Annotated in this window: 13 protein-coding genes and 1 tRNA gene; 10 read left to right on the top strand and 4 right to left on the bottom strand. The window is 41.3% G+C overall.

Annotation, left to right across the window (positions count from 1 at the left end):
• The first annotated feature begins 107 nt into the window (after positions 1-107).
• The 3 genes from IRQ78_RS07975 (at position 108) to rimI (ending at position 988) form a co-directional block, all read left to right on the top strand.
• Positions 108-184 (top strand) — tRNA-Trp (locus tag IRQ78_RS07975).
• Between the two features lie 68 nt (positions 185-252).
• On the top strand, positions 253-555 hold the full coding sequence (locus IRQ78_RS07970) for a hypothetical protein (RefSeq protein WP_138616322.1): 303 nt from the start codon (positions 253-255) through the stop codon (positions 553-555).
• On the top strand, positions 542-988 hold the full coding sequence (gene rimI / locus IRQ78_RS07965; protein ID WP_054551230.1) for a ribosomal protein S18-alanine N-acetyltransferase: 447 nt from the start codon (positions 542-544) through the stop codon (positions 986-988). The genes IRQ78_RS07970 and rimI overlap by 14 nt, the downstream gene beginning before the upstream one ends.
• On the opposite strand, the gene IRQ78_RS07960 is transcribed toward rimI, so the two are convergent.
• Positions 985-3,639: a hybrid sensor histidine kinase/response regulator gene (locus tag IRQ78_RS07960; RefSeq protein WP_054551231.1), complete on the bottom strand. Its 2,655-nt coding sequence runs from the start codon at positions 3,637-3,639 to the stop codon at positions 985-987. The genes rimI and IRQ78_RS07960 overlap by 4 nt on opposite strands.
• A gap of 251 nt (positions 3,640-3,890) precedes the next feature.
• On the opposite strand from IRQ78_RS07960, the gene prfC reads away from it, so the two are divergent.
• From prfC to IRQ78_RS07940, 4 genes are all read left to right on the top strand, one after another.
• Complete coding sequence (gene prfC, locus IRQ78_RS07955; RefSeq protein WP_054551232.1) at positions 3,891-5,474, top strand: peptide chain release factor 3; 1,584 nt, start codon at positions 3,891-3,893, stop codon at positions 5,472-5,474.
• Positions 5,475-5,535: 61 nt separating this feature from the next.
• A complete protein-coding gene (gene argS / locus IRQ78_RS07950; protein ID WP_194441775.1) occupies positions 5,536-7,278 on the top strand; it encodes an arginine--tRNA ligase in 1,743 nt (580 codons plus the stop codon).
• Between the two features lie 441 nt (positions 7,279-7,719).
• Positions 7,720-8,358, top strand: coding sequence for a pyridoxamine 5'-phosphate oxidase (gene pdxH / locus IRQ78_RS07945; RefSeq protein ID WP_055020972.1), 639 nt, complete (start codon positions 7,720-7,722; stop codon positions 8,356-8,358).
• On the top strand, positions 8,359-9,132 hold the full coding sequence (locus tag IRQ78_RS07940; RefSeq protein ID WP_138619825.1) for a TatD family hydrolase: 774 nt from the start codon (positions 8,359-8,361) through the stop codon (positions 9,130-9,132).
• Here the strand turns inward: IRQ78_RS07940 and IRQ78_RS07935 are convergent.
• Positions 9,099-9,719, bottom strand: coding sequence for an AhpA/YtjB family protein (locus IRQ78_RS07935; RefSeq protein ID WP_054551236.1), 621 nt, complete (start codon positions 9,717-9,719; stop codon positions 9,099-9,101). The two genes, IRQ78_RS07940 and IRQ78_RS07935, sit on opposite strands and share 34 nt — an antisense overlap.
• 125 nt (positions 9,720-9,844) lie before the next feature.
• On the opposite strand from IRQ78_RS07935, the gene serB reads away from it, so the two are divergent.
• Entirely contained in the window at positions 9,845-10,864 is a 1,020-nt protein-coding gene (gene serB, locus IRQ78_RS07930) for a phosphoserine phosphatase SerB (protein ID WP_194441774.1), read from the top strand.
• Here serB and IRQ78_RS07925 read toward each other — a convergent pair.
• On the bottom strand, positions 10,847-13,327 hold the full coding sequence (locus IRQ78_RS07925; RefSeq protein WP_138619822.1) for a PilZ domain-containing protein: 2,481 nt from the start codon (positions 13,325-13,327) through the stop codon (positions 10,847-10,849). The two genes, serB and IRQ78_RS07925, sit on opposite strands and share 18 nt — an antisense overlap.
• A gap of 326 nt (positions 13,328-13,653) precedes the next feature.
• On the opposite strand from IRQ78_RS07925, the gene radA reads away from it, so the two are divergent.
• Positions 13,654-15,039 (top strand): DNA repair protein RadA, encoded by a 1,386-nt coding sequence (gene radA, locus IRQ78_RS07920; protein WP_054551239.1) that lies wholly within the window; start codon positions 13,654-13,656, stop codon positions 15,037-15,039.
• Between the two features lie 41 nt (positions 15,040-15,080).
• Positions 15,081-16,013 (top strand): hypothetical protein, encoded by a 933-nt coding sequence (locus IRQ78_RS07915; protein ID WP_138619821.1) that lies wholly within the window; start codon positions 15,081-15,083, stop codon positions 16,011-16,013.
• Positions 16,014-16,034: 21 nt separating this feature from the next.
• Here the strand turns inward: IRQ78_RS07915 and IRQ78_RS07910 are convergent, their stop codons facing one another.
• The gene (locus IRQ78_RS07910; protein ID WP_054551241.1) at positions 16,035-16,373 is read right to left on the bottom strand and encodes a BON domain-containing protein; all 339 of its coding nucleotides are present in this window, start codon (positions 16,371-16,373) and stop codon (positions 16,035-16,037) included.
• Positions 16,374-16,558 lie beyond the last annotated feature (185 nt).

Raw genomic sequence — 16,558 nt, 5'->3', positions numbered from 1 at the left:
ATAGCTTGCTAATTCGCCGCTTTGTTTATTTAAGAAGCAGTTAAACTAAAAACTGTGTTTTTTTACTTTACCTTTGAAAAAAGCTCTATATAATTCGTCGTCATTGCAGGGGCGTAGTTCCAATTGGTAGAACAGCGGTCTCCAAAACCGACGGTTGGGAGTTCGAATCTCTCCGCCCCTGCCATTTCTTCCTTATTTACTTTAATCGCAAATCTCCCTATATTACTTGCTCTTAATCATGATTGAGTTGTTATGAATCCAAGTTACGCTGCGATATTCTCTGTACAATCTTTAGAGTTGAATCAACACTATCGAACTGCGCCTGCTACTTCTGGCGAACAGATGCCAAACACTCAACAAGAAACACTGACACTCCCGTTACAGTTTCACCAAGACCTCGAAAAGGCATTTGCGCCGTTAGTTATTACTCAAATCGTTAAAACAGCAAATATTAGCTGGCAAGAGGGCTGCTTAGGCTTACCAAGCGATAAGCTGAATGGCGAACAGAAAAAACAACTTTGGTCTTTAATCGGTGAACAACTTGATAAGCTTTAAACCTGTAGATGCAACCTATATTAGCCAGTTAATGGCTATCGAAAACGCCTGCCATAGTCACCCTTGGACAGAGAAAACCATGCTGTCGTGTTTAGCTGGGCGTTATTTTAACCTGGCCGCTTTTCAAGGTGATGAGATGCTAGGTTTTTATATCGGTGAACAAGCGGGCCCAGATTACACTTTAATGGATATTTGTGTTGCGCCGAAGTACCAAGGGCAGGGCATTGCTAAGCAGTTGTTAAATGCCTTTATTGAGCACGGCGAGCAGCACCAAGCCGAAAACCTATTTTTAGAAGTGCGTGAGTCTAATGCACCCGCTATTGGCCTGTATGAAAGTGCTGGCTTTTCACATATGTCGGTGCGCAAGAACTACTATCCAACCGCAACAGGCAATGAAGACGCTATTTTGATGGGGATGAGCTTTAGCCTTTAAGATGCTTCTTCAAGGGCATTGATAAGTGCATCGTAGCATTGCTCTACCTGATCAGTTTGATTACTGCGTAGCGCATTTTCAAGCTGACCCGCAGTCTTGTGAATAGCTTCAAAACTAAAACACCCCGCACTGCCTTTTAAGCTGTGTGCTAATGAACGTAGCGCTTCCCATTCTTTAGCACGATACAACTGCACGACTTGGCTTAAATAATCAGGTAGTTTTGAGCGATAGTTGTCGTTAATTTGTTGGAACTTCTCACTTTTCAGTAAGTTTTCCCACTTGTTTTGACTGTCTTTTTCGATATGCAAGTAGCTTACAAGTACTTGCTCTAGGGCATCTTTGTCGATTGGTTTGGCGAGTGCTTCATCACAGCCCGCTTCAATATAGGTATCAACATCAGTCTTCATTACATTGGCCGTAAGCGCAATAATAGGGCCATCATAGGCTGCGTGACGTAGCATTTGCGTTGCTTCTAAGCCGCCCATGACTGGCATCTGCATATCCATGATGATCAGCTGATAATCATTAACTAATGCCATTTCTACTGCTTCTGCACCGTTTTTCGCGATGTCAGGCTCAAGTCCCCAGGTTTGTAACAATAGTTTGATCAGCAACTGGTTATCTGGGTTATCTTCGGCCACTAGTATATTGGCATCAAAGCTATTCGCTGCGAATGAAAGCTGAACGTCTTTACTTGGTGAGAGTTGCTCGTAGCTATGAATAAACGCCTCTGCTTGTAACTGCTCGGCGTTTAAATGAGCAGCAACTTGTATGGTAAAACAACTGCCGTTTCCAGGTTCACTAATAAGCTGTACATCACCGCCTAGCAACTGGGCTAAGTTCTTTGAAATACACAAACCAAGACCTGTACCGCCAAAGCGGCGAGTTGTCGTCGCATCGGCTTGTTCAAACGGTTTGAATACCCTTTCAACCTCACGCTCTGACATACCAATACCTGTGTCTTGAATCGCAAACTCTAAATGTTGTTTATTGCTGTTGTAGCTAATATCAATCGAGATGCTGCCTTTCTCAGTGAACTTAACTGCGTTGCTGGCAATATTGATCAAGATTTGTTTTAAACGTGTGGTATCGCTATTAATGGTTTTGGGTACTGGTAGTTGGTAGTTAATATTAAATGTAAGTTGTTTTTCATTAGCCAGTGGGCGAATAATTGAATCAATATCATGTATAAGCTGCACTACATTACATGGTCCGCGTTCAACGGCGAGTTTTTCAGCTTCTATTTTTGATAAATCAAGAATGTTGTTAATAAGCTCAAGCAAGTGCTTAGAGTTACGTAAAATAGTGCTTAAATGCTGTTCATCATTTACCGCATCTTTGTTGTGCAGAAGTTGCTCTGTAAAGCCCATAATTGCGGTAAGTGGAGTACGAATTTCATGACTCATATTCGCTAAAAAGCGGCTTTTAAGTTGGTTTGCTTGTTCAGCTTGCGCAATGGCTACTTCTAGCTTGCTGTTCATTGCTTCGAGTGCTTTCGTTCTGCTCTCTACTTTTTCTTCTAGGTGATGTTTATATTCTTCAAGCTCGTCTTGGTAATGACGAATTTGGTTCACCATGTGATTAAAATCGTTGAAAAGCACGCCTACTTCATCGTTTGTGTGGGCTGGCAAGTACACAGATAAATCACCATCACCAACCCGATGACTTGCCGCACCTAATAGTTCAACTGGGGTCAGCAGTAAGTTGCGTACTACAATGTAGATAAGAATAGGCAGCGAAATCACAGAAATAATAACTATAAGTGCTGTGATTAAACTAATGGCTTTACCTGACTGGTAGAGTAAATCTTTAGGGGTGGTTGAGATCAAATAATCGCCATCAGTCATTTCAACTGCGTAAATTATGCGTTCTTCTTTATCAATACTTGAAAGTTCGATATTGGCAAGTTTGCCGTAGTTAGCGAGTTGTTTAATTTGCTCAAGCTCATATTCACTTAAATAATTGCCGCGTAAGTCATAGTCGGAGCTAAATAAAATCTGCCCCTTAGTCGTTAAAAATAAATTTAGCGTGTTATTAAATGGTGCTTCTAGAATACTAGCATTCAATATTGATGGTTCTACATGCACAACAATAAACCCCAGTTGCTGCGGCTGTTTTAAGTAGTAATCAATATTATAAATGGGGTGCACAAAGTAGAGGCTAGTAGAGCCATCTTCTTTGGGGATCATGAATTGTTGCTGGCGTAAATTCGATTGTAGCACTTGCTCAAAAAACGGGTAACTTTTAGGTGCTGGAGTTAATTGACTTGAATAAAATGCATCGCTTTTACCGTCTGGGGCAACATAATTAATGCTAACAATATCTGGGTAAGCTTCTGAATAGCTTGCAAATACATTCATCAACTCGCCAAGACGTTCAATGTATTGGTTTTTTGAGTCAGGTTCGCGGGCTAAAAAGTCTGCTAATACAGGAGAGGTTGAGAGTAGCTTAGTAATCGAGTGAAATGAGTCAATGTAATTAAAGATTTTTTGTTGCTGTTGCTCAACAAAGCGACTGACAATAAGTTCAGCTTGTTTTTTTGTTGAATTGGTCACATTTGTTAATGTAAAGCCACCTAAAAACAACAAAGGTAAGATCACTAATGGTGTGATATACCACAATAATCGAATACTGAGCTTACTGGTTTTCATGACCTAAATTGACATCCCTCCGTGCAATTTATCAATAGTATGCGTTACAACTTGATTACACAAGCCTAGCAAAAAAGTGAACAACGAAAATACCCAACTAAAAGGGAGTAATTACTCGCAATCGCTGCTTTTTTGGCTAAGACAAACAAGGTATAATGCTCGGCAATTCTATTTTATTTTTACAGTGCGCACCGAGCTTTATAATTTATAAGGCAGTTAAGTGCGCTTTGTTATGACTAAAAGCAGCTTACATGTCTAATTTAACTACCGAAATTAATAAACGACGCACCTTTGCGATCATCTCGCACCCGGATGCGGGTAAAACCACGATTACAGAAAAAGTTCTGTTATTCGGACAAGCGATTCAAAAAGCGGGTACCGTAAAGGGTCGTGGCTCAAACCAGCACGCAAAATCAGACTGGATGGAAATGGAAAAAGAACGTGGTATCTCGGTAACTACGTCTGTTATGCAATTTCCTTACAATGAGCGTCTAGTTAACTTACTTGATACTCCGGGACACGAAGACTTCTCTGAAGATACTTATCGTACACTGACTGCGGTTGACTCATGCCTAATGGTCATCGACGCAGCGAAAGGTGTTGAGGATCGTACTCGTAAATTAATGGAAGTAACACGCTTACGTACCACACCTATCGTAACTTTCATGAATAAGTGTGACCGTGATATTCGTGATCCAATGGAGTTATTAGACGAAGTTGAAACTGAGCTAAACATTGCCTGTGCGCCGGTAACTTGGCCGATTGGTTGTGGTAAAGAGTTTAAAGGTGTGTATCACATCCACCGTGAAGAAACGATTTTGTATAGCACAGGTCAAGGCCACACAATTCAAGAAGTTCGCGTTATCAAAGGTTTAGATAATCCTGAGCTTGATACTGCGATTGGTAGCGAACTTGCTGAGCAGCTTCGTGAAGAGCTAGAGTTAGTAATTGGTGCATCACACGAGTTTGATTTAGATCTGTTCTTAGCGGGCGAACTATCACCAGTCTACTTTGGTACAGCACTTGGTAACTTTGGTGTTGACCATGTTCTTGATGGCTTAACTGAGTGGGCTCCTGCGCCATTACCACGCGAAACAGAAGACCGCCAAGTTGCTGCAACAGAAGATAACTTCTCTGGCTTCGTATTTAAAATCCAAGCGAACATGGACCCTAAACACCGTGACCGTATCGCCTTTATGCGTATAGTATCTGGCAAATATAGCCAAGGTATGAAGATGAACCATGTGCGTATTGGTAAGCAAGTGAGTATTTCTGATGCGGTAACCTTTATGGCTGGTGATCGTGAGCGAGCGCAAGATGCTTACGCAGGTGACATCATTGGTTTACATAACCACGGTACAATTCAAATTGGTGATACCTTCACGCAAGGTGAAAAAATGAAGTTTGGTGGTATTCCTAACTTCGCGCCAGAATTATTCCGTCGTATTCGCTTAAAAGATCCATTAAAACAAAAGCAATTGTTAAAAGGCTTAGTTCAGTTATCTGAAGAAGGTGCTGTGCAAGTATTTAGACCGCTTATTAATAACGACCTTATCGTTGGTGCGGTCGGTGTACTACAGTTTGACGTAGTTGTTGCGCGCTTAAAAGCAGAATACAACGTTGATGCGATTTACGAAGGTGTGAGTGTTAACACTGCACGTTGGGTAAGCTCAGACGATACCAAAAAGCTTGAAGAGTTTAAGCGTAAGTGCGAAAGCAACTTAGCGCTTGATGGTGGCGATAACCTTACTTATATCGCGCCAAGCCGTGTAAACCTAAACTTGTCGATGGAACGCTATCCAGACATCAAGTTTAACCATACGCGCGAAAACTAATACGCTAAGTCTGCTTCAAATTTAAGTGCCCGTACAGCGGGCCATAAAGGTAAAAATTACAATGAATATTCGTACTCTTTTAATCGACAAAGCAATTGCTGCTATGGTTGCAGCAGGGTTACCTGAAGACACTAATCCAGCGGTAACACAAAGCACACGTCCACAGTTTGGTGATTACCAAATCAATGGCGCAATGGGCGCGGCTAAAAAATTAAAATCAAACCCGCGTGAACTTGCGCAAAAAATTATTGATAACCTAGACCTTGCAGATATCGCAGAAAAAACAGAAATCGCGGGCCCTGGTTTTATCAACATTCACTTAAAGCCTGAGTTTTTATCAGCTAGCTTAAAAGCAGCAAACGAAGACGAAAAGCTAGCAGTTGAGCCACATGCAACAGCACAAAAAGTCGTTGTTGATTACTCATCACCTAACCTTGCTAAAGAAATGCACGTAGGTCATTTACGTTCAACCATCATTGGTGATGCGGTTGTTCGTGCCCTTGAGTTCCGTGGTGATGAAGTTGTTCGTCAAAACCACATGGGTGACTGGGGGACTCAGTTTGGTATGTTAATCGCGCACTTAGAAGATCAAATCAACCAAGGTGTAGACTTAGAGTCTGTAGCGCTGGCCGATCTTGAAACCTTCTACCGTGATGCGAAAAAACGCTTTGATGATGAAGAAGGGTTTGCCGACAAAGCCCGTAATTACGTTGTTAAATTACAAAGCGGCGACGCACACTGCGAAAAGCTGTGGAAGTTATTCATTGCCACTTCTGTAAAGCATTCTGAAGAAGTTTATAAGCGTCTAAACGTAACACTTACGCAAGATGACATCATGGCAGAAAGTGCTTACAACAGTGAACTTGCAAACATCATCGCACTATTGAAAGACAAAAATATTGCCGTTGAGTCTGATGGCGCACAAGTCGTGTTCTTAGATGAGCTTGCTAACAAAGACGGCGAGCCTTCAGTGTTTATCGTACAGAAATCAGGTGGTGGTTTCTTATATGCGACAACTGACTTAGCTGCTTGTGATTACCGCTCAAATAAACTGGGTGCTGATCGCATCTTAATCTTTGTAGATGCACGTCAAAGCTTACACTTCAATCAAGTTGAGCTAACCGCACGTAAAGCAGGTTTATTACGTGATGAAACAAGTTATGAGTTCTGCCCATTCGGCACCATGATGGGTGAAGACGGTAAGCCATTCAAAACACGTACTGGCGGTACCGTTAAGCTTGCTGATTTACTTGAAGAGTCAATCACTCGTGCCGCAGCTAAACTAGCTGAGCGTGAGTCAGACTTAAGCGACGAAGAGCGTAGCGAAATTGCCCGTAAAGTAGGTATTGGCGCAGTAAAATTTGCGGATCTTTCTAAGCACCGTACTAGCGACTATATCTTCAACTGGGACACAATGCTGAGCTTTGAAGGTGCGACAGCGCCTTACTTACAATATGCATATACACGTGTTCGCAGTATCTTCCGTAAATCAGGTATTGATGCGGCGTCATTAACAGCAGACGTTGCAATCAACGAGCCGCAAGAAAAAGCGCTGGCACTTAAACTTCTTCAGCTAGAAGAAGTACTCGATCTAATGATCAGCGAAGCGACACCGCACGTATTATGTGGATACCTATACGAACTAGCAAGCCTATACATGACGTTCTACGAAGCATGCCCAGTTCTAAAAGAAGGCGTAGAGCCAAATGTTCGTGACAGCCGTTTAGTACTGTGTAATTTGGTTGCGAAGACACTGAAGTCAGGATTGGATCTTTTAGGTATCGAAGTCATGGAGCAAATGTAATCTGCTTCGTGTAGTTCGCTTTGACTGCGTTGTCGTGCTTTTTTAACCGAAGTCACATACAAAACACGTATGCTCCTTGGTATAAAAAAGCACTTCGCCTTGTCAGCACTCCTACACTTGCAGAACGTTTAAGAGCTCGTAGGGATAAGTCGGTTTTCCGCCTTGTCTTAGGCTAAACTACCTAGGTGAACTCTGCTTCGTAGGTTGGGTAGAGCGCAGCGAAACCCAACATAAATCGCAGGCCCTAGACTCTAGGCGCTAGGGGAGTAGCTTGTAGAACCTAGCTTCGTAGGTTGGGTAGAGCGTAGCGAAACCCAACAAAATTGACAGCTCAACAACCTTGATTAATCTTTAGCTGATAGCTGATAGCTGATAGCTGATAGCTGATAGCTGATAGCTGATAGCTGATAGCTGATAGCTGATAGCGATAGAGGGAATTTTATGAAACTTGAAGATATTCGCCGTGAATATTTACAGGATGGTTTATCTGAAGACATGCTTGATGCATCTCCAATCAAGCAGTTTGAGAAATGGCTTGAGCAAGCTGTTGCAACTAATTTGCCTGATCCTACGGCGATGGTCGTTGCAACGGTTGATGAGCATGGTCAGCCTTCGCAGCGTATTGTGCTGTTAAAGCATCTTGATGAAAATGGCTTTGTGTTTTTTACTAATACCGGCTCGCGCAAAGCGCAGGAGCTAAAAGGTAATAACAAAATTTCTCTGCATTTCCCATGGCACCACATGGAGCGACAAGTCATAGTCTACGGCGAGGCTAAACCCTTACCAACAACTGCTGTGGCTAAGTACTTTTTATCGCGTCCTAAAGAAAGCCAGTTAGCTGCATGGGCTTCTCAGCAAAGTCGTCCTGTGTCATCACGTAAGGTATTAATGGAAACATTTGCGAAAATGAAGCAAAAGTTTTCTGAGGGTGAAATTCCATTGCCTGATTTTTGGGGAGGCTATTGTGTTGAGCCTACTAAAATTGAATTTTGGCAAGGCGGAGCACACCGCTTACATGACCGCTTTATGTATCAACGCCAAGCCGATGGTAGTTGGCAGTTTGGTCGCTTAAATCCGTAAATGCGTTTTATCGATTCCCACTGTCACCTTGATTTTAGCGAATTTGATGAGACTCGCACAGAGCTCATAACAGCATGTAAGCAAGTAGGGATCGAGCACTTTATTGTGCCGGGTGTGAGCTTGGCGCAATCGACAAAACTATTATCGTTTACTAAATCAGAGCCAAGTATTTCAGTAGCTTTAGGTTTACATCCTTATTTTTTATCTGATCACCAAACTCATCATCTCGCTGAACTAGAGCAATTAGCGAAAACCCATTCAGGGCAGTTTATTGCCATCGGTGAGTGCGGCCTTGATCGAAGCATCGATAACCTCGATAAACAAACGCAGTTATTTGAAGGACAGATAGAGCTTGCCAACCAACTTGCTTTACCACTTATTGTGCATCATAGGCAAAGCCATGATTTAATTGCTCGCTCATTTAAGCGCTGCAAACCAAAGTTTGGCGGGGTAATTCATGCCTTTTCTGGCTCAGAACAACAAGCTCAGAGTTATATAAAACAAGGATTTAAACTTGGTGTTGGTGGTGTGATAAGTTACCCTCGTGCTGCTAAAACTCGTAAAGTTATCAGCTTAATTGAGCTGCAGCATTTAGTGCTTGAAACCGACTCGCCATCAATGCCGCTGGCAGGTTTTCAAGGGCAGGTTAATACGCCGCTAAAGGTGCGCGATGTATTTACTCATTTATGTGAGCTTAAAGGCGCGACAGGCGATGCAAAGCTGCAACTGGCTGCAGAACTCTACGATTCTTGCTCTGAACTTTTCTTGATATAACGATTTATTTGCCAAAGCTTCAAGCCTCGACCCAATTGCCAAGTGAATATACAGGTGATCACCAACATTAATAACACTTGTCGCCCTAAGTCATGGAAATTACTGTGGCTGGTTGCAATAGAAGCCTGTGTTAAATAGGTTATCGATACAAAACCAATAGGCCTTTCATTATCACTTATCACAGGCTCTACAAATGGGGTTTTAAGCTTACTTATACCTGGGGTTGAATCGGGTAATAAACCAAAGGTGTGGTGGCTTTGCCAATTATCACTGGCAGCAATTTGGATTCCTTGCTGATCGTAAATCGTTGCCGCTAACACATACTCATCTTCAGCAATGTGATTACACAACGCATTTAATTCAGGTTTATTTTTTTCTTGTAGCGGCGTTTTGGCATTCAGTGCCATAAACTTGGTTAAGCTTATCGCTGTGCTATCAGCGCTATCATAAAGTAATTGGTGGCTTTGAAAGCTACTATTCATGGCAACCCAACTTAACAGCACAAAACAGGCTGTAGCCAAGCTTAAGCGCACAACACGTTGGCGATAAGTGGCTGAAAAGGGAATTTTAAGTTGGTTATTTTTCATAGTCACCGTATACGTTACTGACAGCATTTAATTTTGATGGTACAACATGATAACTTTAACAGCCCCTTGAGTGCGAGTGCCAAAAGCACTTCCAAGGACAGACATAAGTCTAATGTGGAGCCACTATGTCACAGCTTAGCTTAGCTGCTACACCTTCAGCAAATTTAGCTGAACAAATCAGCCTAAATTGCTGGTATAAAATTGAAAATAAACACCTTATTACAACAGACTTTACGCCAAAAGCAAATCAAGGCGTGTTCAGTATTGCTTTTGGTAATGAGCTTAATGCTGAGCAATTACTTGCGATTAGTGATTTTTTAGCGGCGCAAGGGTTTAGTAATTTATCGCTTTGTTGTTACCAGCCAGTCGCAGACATGCCAGTAGCGTGGGGCTTTCATAGCGAAACAACAACAGTACTTAGTCCACTAGTATTAGTTGAGTTTGCTAAGCAATTGGGTATTCAATTGGTGCAATTAACGGATCCGCCAACGGTAAATGAACCAGGCTTATTGCTGATGGATATGGACTCAACAGCTATTACTATTGAATGTATCGACGAAATTGCGCGCCTAGCCGATGTTTATGACGAAGTTGCAGCGGTAACCGCGCAAGCTATGGCTGGTCAACTAGATTTTGCACAAAGCTTAAAGCAGCGTGTTGCTAAGCTTGAAGGTATCGATGGTGACTTAATTGATGGCTTGAAAGCGCGTTTACCGCTGATGCCGGGGGTGAGTGAATTATGCCAATACCTAAAAGCGCATAATTGGCATTTAGCAATCGCATCAGGTGGCTTTGTGCCTTTTGCAGAGCAAGTGCAGTCACTGCTTGATTTAGATGAAGTGCATGCGAATACCCTTGAGTTCAAAGATAATCGTTTAACAGGCAAGGTCATAGGCACGATAGTTGATGCTGAGGAAAAAGCCCGTGTACTTAAACGAATCGAACAAAGGCTTACCTTAAATAACCGCCAAACTGTTGCCATGGGTGATGGAGCAAACGACTTAAAAATGATGGCTGCTGCAGGGCTTGGTGTTGCTGTGCACGGTAAACAGAAAGTAGTTGAGCAAGCACAAACAGCAATTAATGAAGGCTCATTACTACAAGTTGCCTACTTGCTTGGCCTACCATTAGATTACTCGCTTTAACCATGTTGCTTTGCGTTTACTCATTTCATTGATCAACCTTTGGTCAATATCAAAATGGGTAAGCGCTTCGTCGGTAATATCAATTATATCGCCTACGCCAGCTACTGCCCATAGCGCTTCTTCAAGATCTTTTGCTTTATGTAATGCGTACTGGCTAATATATTTCAATTCATTCGCCAAATAATCAATATCAGGCCGCCCTGTGCGAGAAATGTACAGCCTGAAAATATATACTAAATCGCTTTTTAGTGCTTTTTTTACAAACAAGGTTTGTGGTTTATAGTCATCTTCACTAATACAACGACTAGTAATGGCATCGCTTATAACAGTTTTACGTGGGTCAAAGCGAACAAATAAAGTGAATGGTAACGGTGGGTCTTGGCGACTACGGTCTTTGATCAGCGGTGTGATCACTTCTGTAATTTGATCTGTCGATAAGAAACCATCGATACTAGTTGTTTCATTTAACAATCCAAAATTTTGTAATAAAACATGCAGTGGGCTTGGGTATAAGCCTTGGCCAATAGCGCCGGTTTTAAAATGCGCTGCTTCTTTATGTAAATAAAACGGAAACTGGCATACGCTTTTAGTCACCATATTTCTTAGTGCAGTTGATAGCCCTGGAATTTTAGGGGATTCTTCACAAACACGTAGCTTGTCTTTGTTGTTATCAATTAATACCGTGAAAAACTTAATTGCCATATGCGGTAAGTCAGTAATTCGATGCACTTTTAAATTCACGGTCGTCAGTGACTTACTCACCGCCATGACTTCATAAGCAAGGTTTGTTAAATCATGCTTTTTGGTGATTTTTTGCAATTCAGGCAAGTTTAATTTAATGATATCGCCTTTTTTGAACTCAACAGGCTGGTCGAACTCAATTTGTAAGCCCATCACAGATAAGTCACGGGTATGGCCTGTAATAGTTTGCTCATGGTGTTCTACACTTACAGCTGTTTTGTATAAATAGCGTTTATGAGCACGAAGGTTCACATACTCAAGCGCCACAGGCTCTAAATGAGGGGGCGTTTTATGCTTACTGTGACCAAACTGTTTAAGTTGGTTTACCGCATCTTTATTGTAATCAAGCTGTTGGTACGTTTGTTGTTCAAACTTAGTACCGATTGAGGTCAAAATAAGTAGATATTTAACATCTTTGATCAACCCTTGCACACGAGGTGTCGGTGGCTTATTTAGTTTTTCGATGTTTTTACCAGCACTGCTTGGTAGCGACAGTGGAATATACGAATCTTCCGGATGGCTTGGCATCAACTGAAGCTTAAAGCATTGCCAGCTATCTTTCTGGCTACCAAATCCTAAAAATAAATTTTTTAAGTTTGGTTGGCTATCAAGCTCAGATCGAGTTGCAGAATAATAATAAATTTTCCCGGCAACGGTATGAGTAAAAGTATATAAATACTCTTCTTTAACAGCTTCTGGAGAGCTTAGTAAGTCTCCCAATCGTTGTTGATTGATGATGCTGTACAGGCAAGACAACTTACGCTCATCACAAAAATAGCGTTGAATAAAAATATTATTTTCTGTGGTTAGCGCAAGGCTAGGATATAGCTTATCACCCTGTAGGCTTAAAAAGGTATAAAGTGAGGTAACACGAGGGATATAGTATTGCTCGTAGCCTTTTGAAACAACAGCATCTAAGGTGTTGTCGAGATTAACCTTATAGCGACGTTTATTGCCATGGATAAAGCTTTCTAGAAACTCATCAAATTTTTCGTTATTTTCAATAAAGGTACGCTTTAGGCGTATATGGTTATATTCACGAGAAACTTTCTCTACCGCTACGATTTCATATTGAATACCGTTTTTTAAACCAAGCTCAAAATCTTGCTCTAAGCCAACTAAGCGAAGACCTATTAACTGACCTTTTTTAACTTGATAACGTGGAGCTAGTTTTATTTTAGCGCCGCTCAGAGAAATATCAGACGTTGATGCTGCAACTTTGTTGTCTTTATCGAGTTCAACGGTGATTTTAATTGAGTAATTCATCCGCTCTTCGCGGCGACTCTCGTATGATGCAAACTTAATAACCTTAGCTGGCTGCTCTGTAGCGGCACTATCGTCAGCTAAAGCTTGCTCAGCGGCTTTTTTCTGCATTACCCGGTGATTGTTTTCGGTGTTCATTACCGCTTCGTAAACAGCAAGAGTATAACCACCGTGGCGTTTTATAGCATCTTCGAACACTTCAATGGCGGTATCGTCCATAAAGTGTTGTTTGCCATCATATTCGTAGGGTTTGACTTGACCAGTTACTTGACCACGTAAATCAATAAAGCGAGCTACTGGCTGAGATAAGCGTGACATTTCCATTTTAATCAAAAACTGCTCTGGCTTCGTTAAGCTAGCTGTCTTTGATTTAAATAGTTTGTCAAACTTAGGAGTGCCTAAATGCGCCTTTAGCTCTTCAACTAGGCTCTCATATTTAAGCAAAATGTCTTCAGCCATTTATAAAACCATCACCGTCTATCTAAAAAAGTAGGTATACTTGCAGGCAGTACATTATTAAAACTTGAGTAATCGCTACTTTTTTATTGTATTAGTTATTGTTATAAGTACCTGCCAAATAAATGGCAAGATTTGTAAAGTTTTATTTATAAGCAAAAAATGTGCCTTAAAGCACTTTTTATTGCGCTTATAGCTGTGTAAAAAAGCCGAACAGATTTAAGTTCAAAGGCTTCAGCTCATAAAACTACTATACATGAAATATTTAGCTAGTCAGTTTTTTAAGTTACTAATTAGTCAAAATAGAATAATTCAATAGGTAAGGCCGAATGGCAAAATCAGCAAAAATCGAATTTGTTTGCACTGAGTGCGGCATGAACTATCAGCGCTGGCAAGGGCAGTGTAAGTGCGGTGCATGGAATACACTTGCAGAATTTAAACCATCGGCAGGGCAATCAAAGCAAGCGGCAAGTCGTGCTGCAGTGGCAGGCTATGCCGGTATCGCAAGCGGTGGCTCAAAGAAAATCAACGAAGTTGCAACCACCGAGGCAGAAAAACGCCTTACCGAAATCGGTGAGTTAGACAGAGTATTAAGCGGTGGTGTAACGACAGGTTCCGTCAACATTATCTCAGGCGACCCTGGTGCCGGTAAAACGACTTTGTTGTCTGATTTAGTTGCACGTATGTCAAAGCTGATGCCGTCTTTATACTGTACAGCGGAAGAGTCTTTATCTCAGTTTAAAAACCGAGTGAATCGCTTGCGCTTAGATTATAACGAAGATGAGCTTTATTTGCTTTCTGAAACCAGTGTTGAAGCAATCATTGAAGAACTCGATAAAAACAAAATTAAATTTGCAGTTATCGATTCAATTCAGGCAGTGGTGACAGAAACGGCAAATGGTAGTCCAGGTTCACCGTCACAGGTAAAAAGTGCAGCTCAAGCATTAACGCAATACTGTAAGCAAAACGATGTAACTATGTTCATCATTGCCCATGTAAACAAAAATAACGAAATTGCTGGGCCGCAAACACTGGTACATATAGTTGATGCCTTACTGCATATTGATACTAACGATGGGCAAGTCAGAACATTGCGTGCCAATAAAAACCGTTTTGGTGATATCGACACAGTGGGTATTTTCAGAATGTGTGAACGCGGAATGCTGAGCGTTGATAACCCGAGCGAAATCTTTTTATCAGGTTCAAGCACAGAATCCCCAGGCTCAGCCATTACCTGTATACGTAAAGGTAACCGTAACTTACTACTCGAAATTCAATGTTTAACTACAGAAACCGAAGCTGAGTTTCCACAGCGGGTATGTGTTGGTTTGAACATGAACCGTATTAAGATGCTCACGGGAATTTTACGTAAACACACAAAGACAAAAATCTTTCACGACACCTTTTTTAATATTGTCGGTGGCTTAAAAATCGATGAGTCAGAGACTTGTATCGATTTAGCATTGGTTGCAGCGTTATTAAGCAGCTTGAACGAATTTGTTGTACCACGCACCACCTGTATTATGGGCGAACTTAGTTTAAATGGTGATGTAAGACCAATCGACAGCGGCGTACCTCGAGTGAAGGAGGCTGCGCAACACGGCTTTACAGAGATTTTTATTCCGCATCGCAATTACCATAAATCAATGGAAGGGCTTGGCGCTAAGATCACGCCAGTGAAAACCGTGCATGAACTATTGTCGTTAATCAACTAATGATACACTGCTAAAAATTTACACCAATTAAAGGAAATAAAATGAAAAAGTTAATTATAGCAGCGGTTGTTGCTGCGGCTGTTGGCGGTGCGTTTTACGCAAACTACGCAGCTACACAGGAAGTAAAAAAGGTCGTTGATCAGCAAATAAGTGCATTATCAGCGCAAAGTGGTGTAGATATTACTTACAATGATATTTCAGCAAATGTATTTGCTAGCAGCATGCAGCTTTCAGGGATTAAGGTACAAAGCTATACTGGTGATGAGATGATTGCCACAATCGACAATATTGAAGTGACAGGATATGAAGTCGATGCAGTGCCGCCTCACACTGGTTTTGTAATGAAGAGCTTTCGTTTTAGTGATGACTTTTTAGCGCAACTTCCTGAAAATGCGAACAATAAGTTAGCATCTGCAAGCTATGACGTAAATTCATCGCTAGATTATGATAAAGACACTGGTAGCAGTGATTTTGCTTTAAACGTTATTGCAAACCAAGTTGCTGATGTGCGTTTTAACTTAGGCCTTGCCAACTCAACGCCATTAATGGAAGCATCAATGGCAATAAGTAAAATGCAAAATGAAGCGCAAGGTGCAGAGCTGACTTTAGAGCAACAACTGCAACAGCAATCAAAAATGATGGCTGCAATGACTCAACTTGAGCCACGTAGCATTAATATGTCGATCGCCGACGAAGGTGAGCTTAAAGCAGTTGTTGATAGTTTCTTAGAAGCACAAGGTATGAGCCACGAGCAGTTCCAACAGACTGTTGCCATGCAGTTACAACAGGCGCCAGTAAGTGAAGAGCTAGCAGCTGCTATCACAAACTTCGTAAGTGGATTGTCTGAATTAACTGTGTCAGCAAGCTTACCTGAAGGAAAAACCATGATGGAGATAAACCAACAGATTATGGCGTTAATGGGGCAGCCAGAAGAATTAGCTAGCTACATTAATTTACAAGCAAGCGGTAAATAAACCTCTGTTAAATTATTAACCTTAAAGTGTCGGGTTGTTTAATGCGTTCACTTTAAGGTTATTTCTGATCTGGGTTACACCATGACTGTGCTCCAAAAATTTCTGCGCTAAAGCACGTTGAAATCCTGTTTCTGCAATTCCTTTTAATTCAACAGTATTGCCATCGATAATCACCTGAAGATGCTTAATCTTAAAATTCGGATTATTTGTTAACTTTTTCAGGGCCATTTGTTGTAGGCGAGGTTGTGCCGATGTGCTGGTTGTTAGCACGCTAGTATTGGCACTCACATTCGTTGCGCAAGCAAGTAAAAAAATACAGCTTAATAAAGTAATTACTATGGTTAATTTGAAGCGGCTCATACAATTCCCTCGTTGTTCTAGTCTGCTGTGAACTATTGCTGAACCAGTTACAATTATTATTCCATTTTTTAAGTTTTTGAATTTAATTGATTTTCTATTTTTGCCGGTCTGTATGGGTAAGAAAGTGTGAACTAATTACACACTAAATAAGTAAAAAGGGTAGGGTACAAAAATGCCGAGGCAAG

The organism is Pseudoalteromonas simplex (genome assembly GCF_015278155.1).
Lineage (GTDB): Bacteria > Pseudomonadota > Gammaproteobacteria > Enterobacterales > Alteromonadaceae > Pseudoalteromonas > Pseudoalteromonas simplex.
Note: the sequence above shows the minus strand (reverse complement) of the source record. Positions and strands in the feature narration are given on the sequence as shown.

Bases quoted from the DNA above. Each gene is read 5' to 3' on its own strand.
- IRQ78_RS07970 (WP_138616322.1), top strand. From the start codon at position 253: ATGAATCCAAGTTACGCTGCGATATTCTCTGTACAATCTTTAGAGTTG.
- IRQ78_RS07960 (WP_054551231.1), bottom strand. From the start codon at position 3,639: ATGAAAACCAGTAAGCTCAGTATTCGATTATTGTGGTATATCACACCA.
- prfC (WP_054551232.1), top strand. From the start codon at position 3,891: ATGTCTAATTTAACTACCGAAATTAATAAACGACGCACCTTTGCGATC.
- argS (WP_194441775.1), top strand. From the start codon at position 5,536: ATGAATATTCGTACTCTTTTAATCGACAAAGCAATTGCTGCTATGGTT.
- pdxH (WP_055020972.1), top strand. From the start codon at position 7,720: ATGAAACTTGAAGATATTCGCCGTGAATATTTACAGGATGGTTTATCT.
- IRQ78_RS07940 (WP_138619825.1), top strand. From the start codon at position 8,359: ATGCGTTTTATCGATTCCCACTGTCACCTTGATTTTAGCGAATTTGAT.
- IRQ78_RS07935 (WP_054551236.1), bottom strand. From the start codon at position 9,719: ATGAAAAATAACCAACTTAAAATTCCCTTTTCAGCCACTTATCGCCAA.
- serB (WP_194441774.1), top strand. From the start codon at position 9,845: ATGTCACAGCTTAGCTTAGCTGCTACACCTTCAGCAAATTTAGCTGAA.
- IRQ78_RS07925 (WP_138619822.1), bottom strand. From the start codon at position 13,327: ATGGCTGAAGACATTTTGCTTAAATATGAGAGCCTAGTTGAAGAGCTA.
- radA (WP_054551239.1), top strand. From the start codon at position 13,654: ATGGCAAAATCAGCAAAAATCGAATTTGTTTGCACTGAGTGCGGCATG.
- IRQ78_RS07915 (WP_138619821.1), top strand. From the start codon at position 15,081: ATGAAAAAGTTAATTATAGCAGCGGTTGTTGCTGCGGCTGTTGGCGGT.
- IRQ78_RS07910 (WP_054551241.1), bottom strand. From the start codon at position 16,373: ATGAGCCGCTTCAAATTAACCATAGTAATTACTTTATTAAGCTGTATT.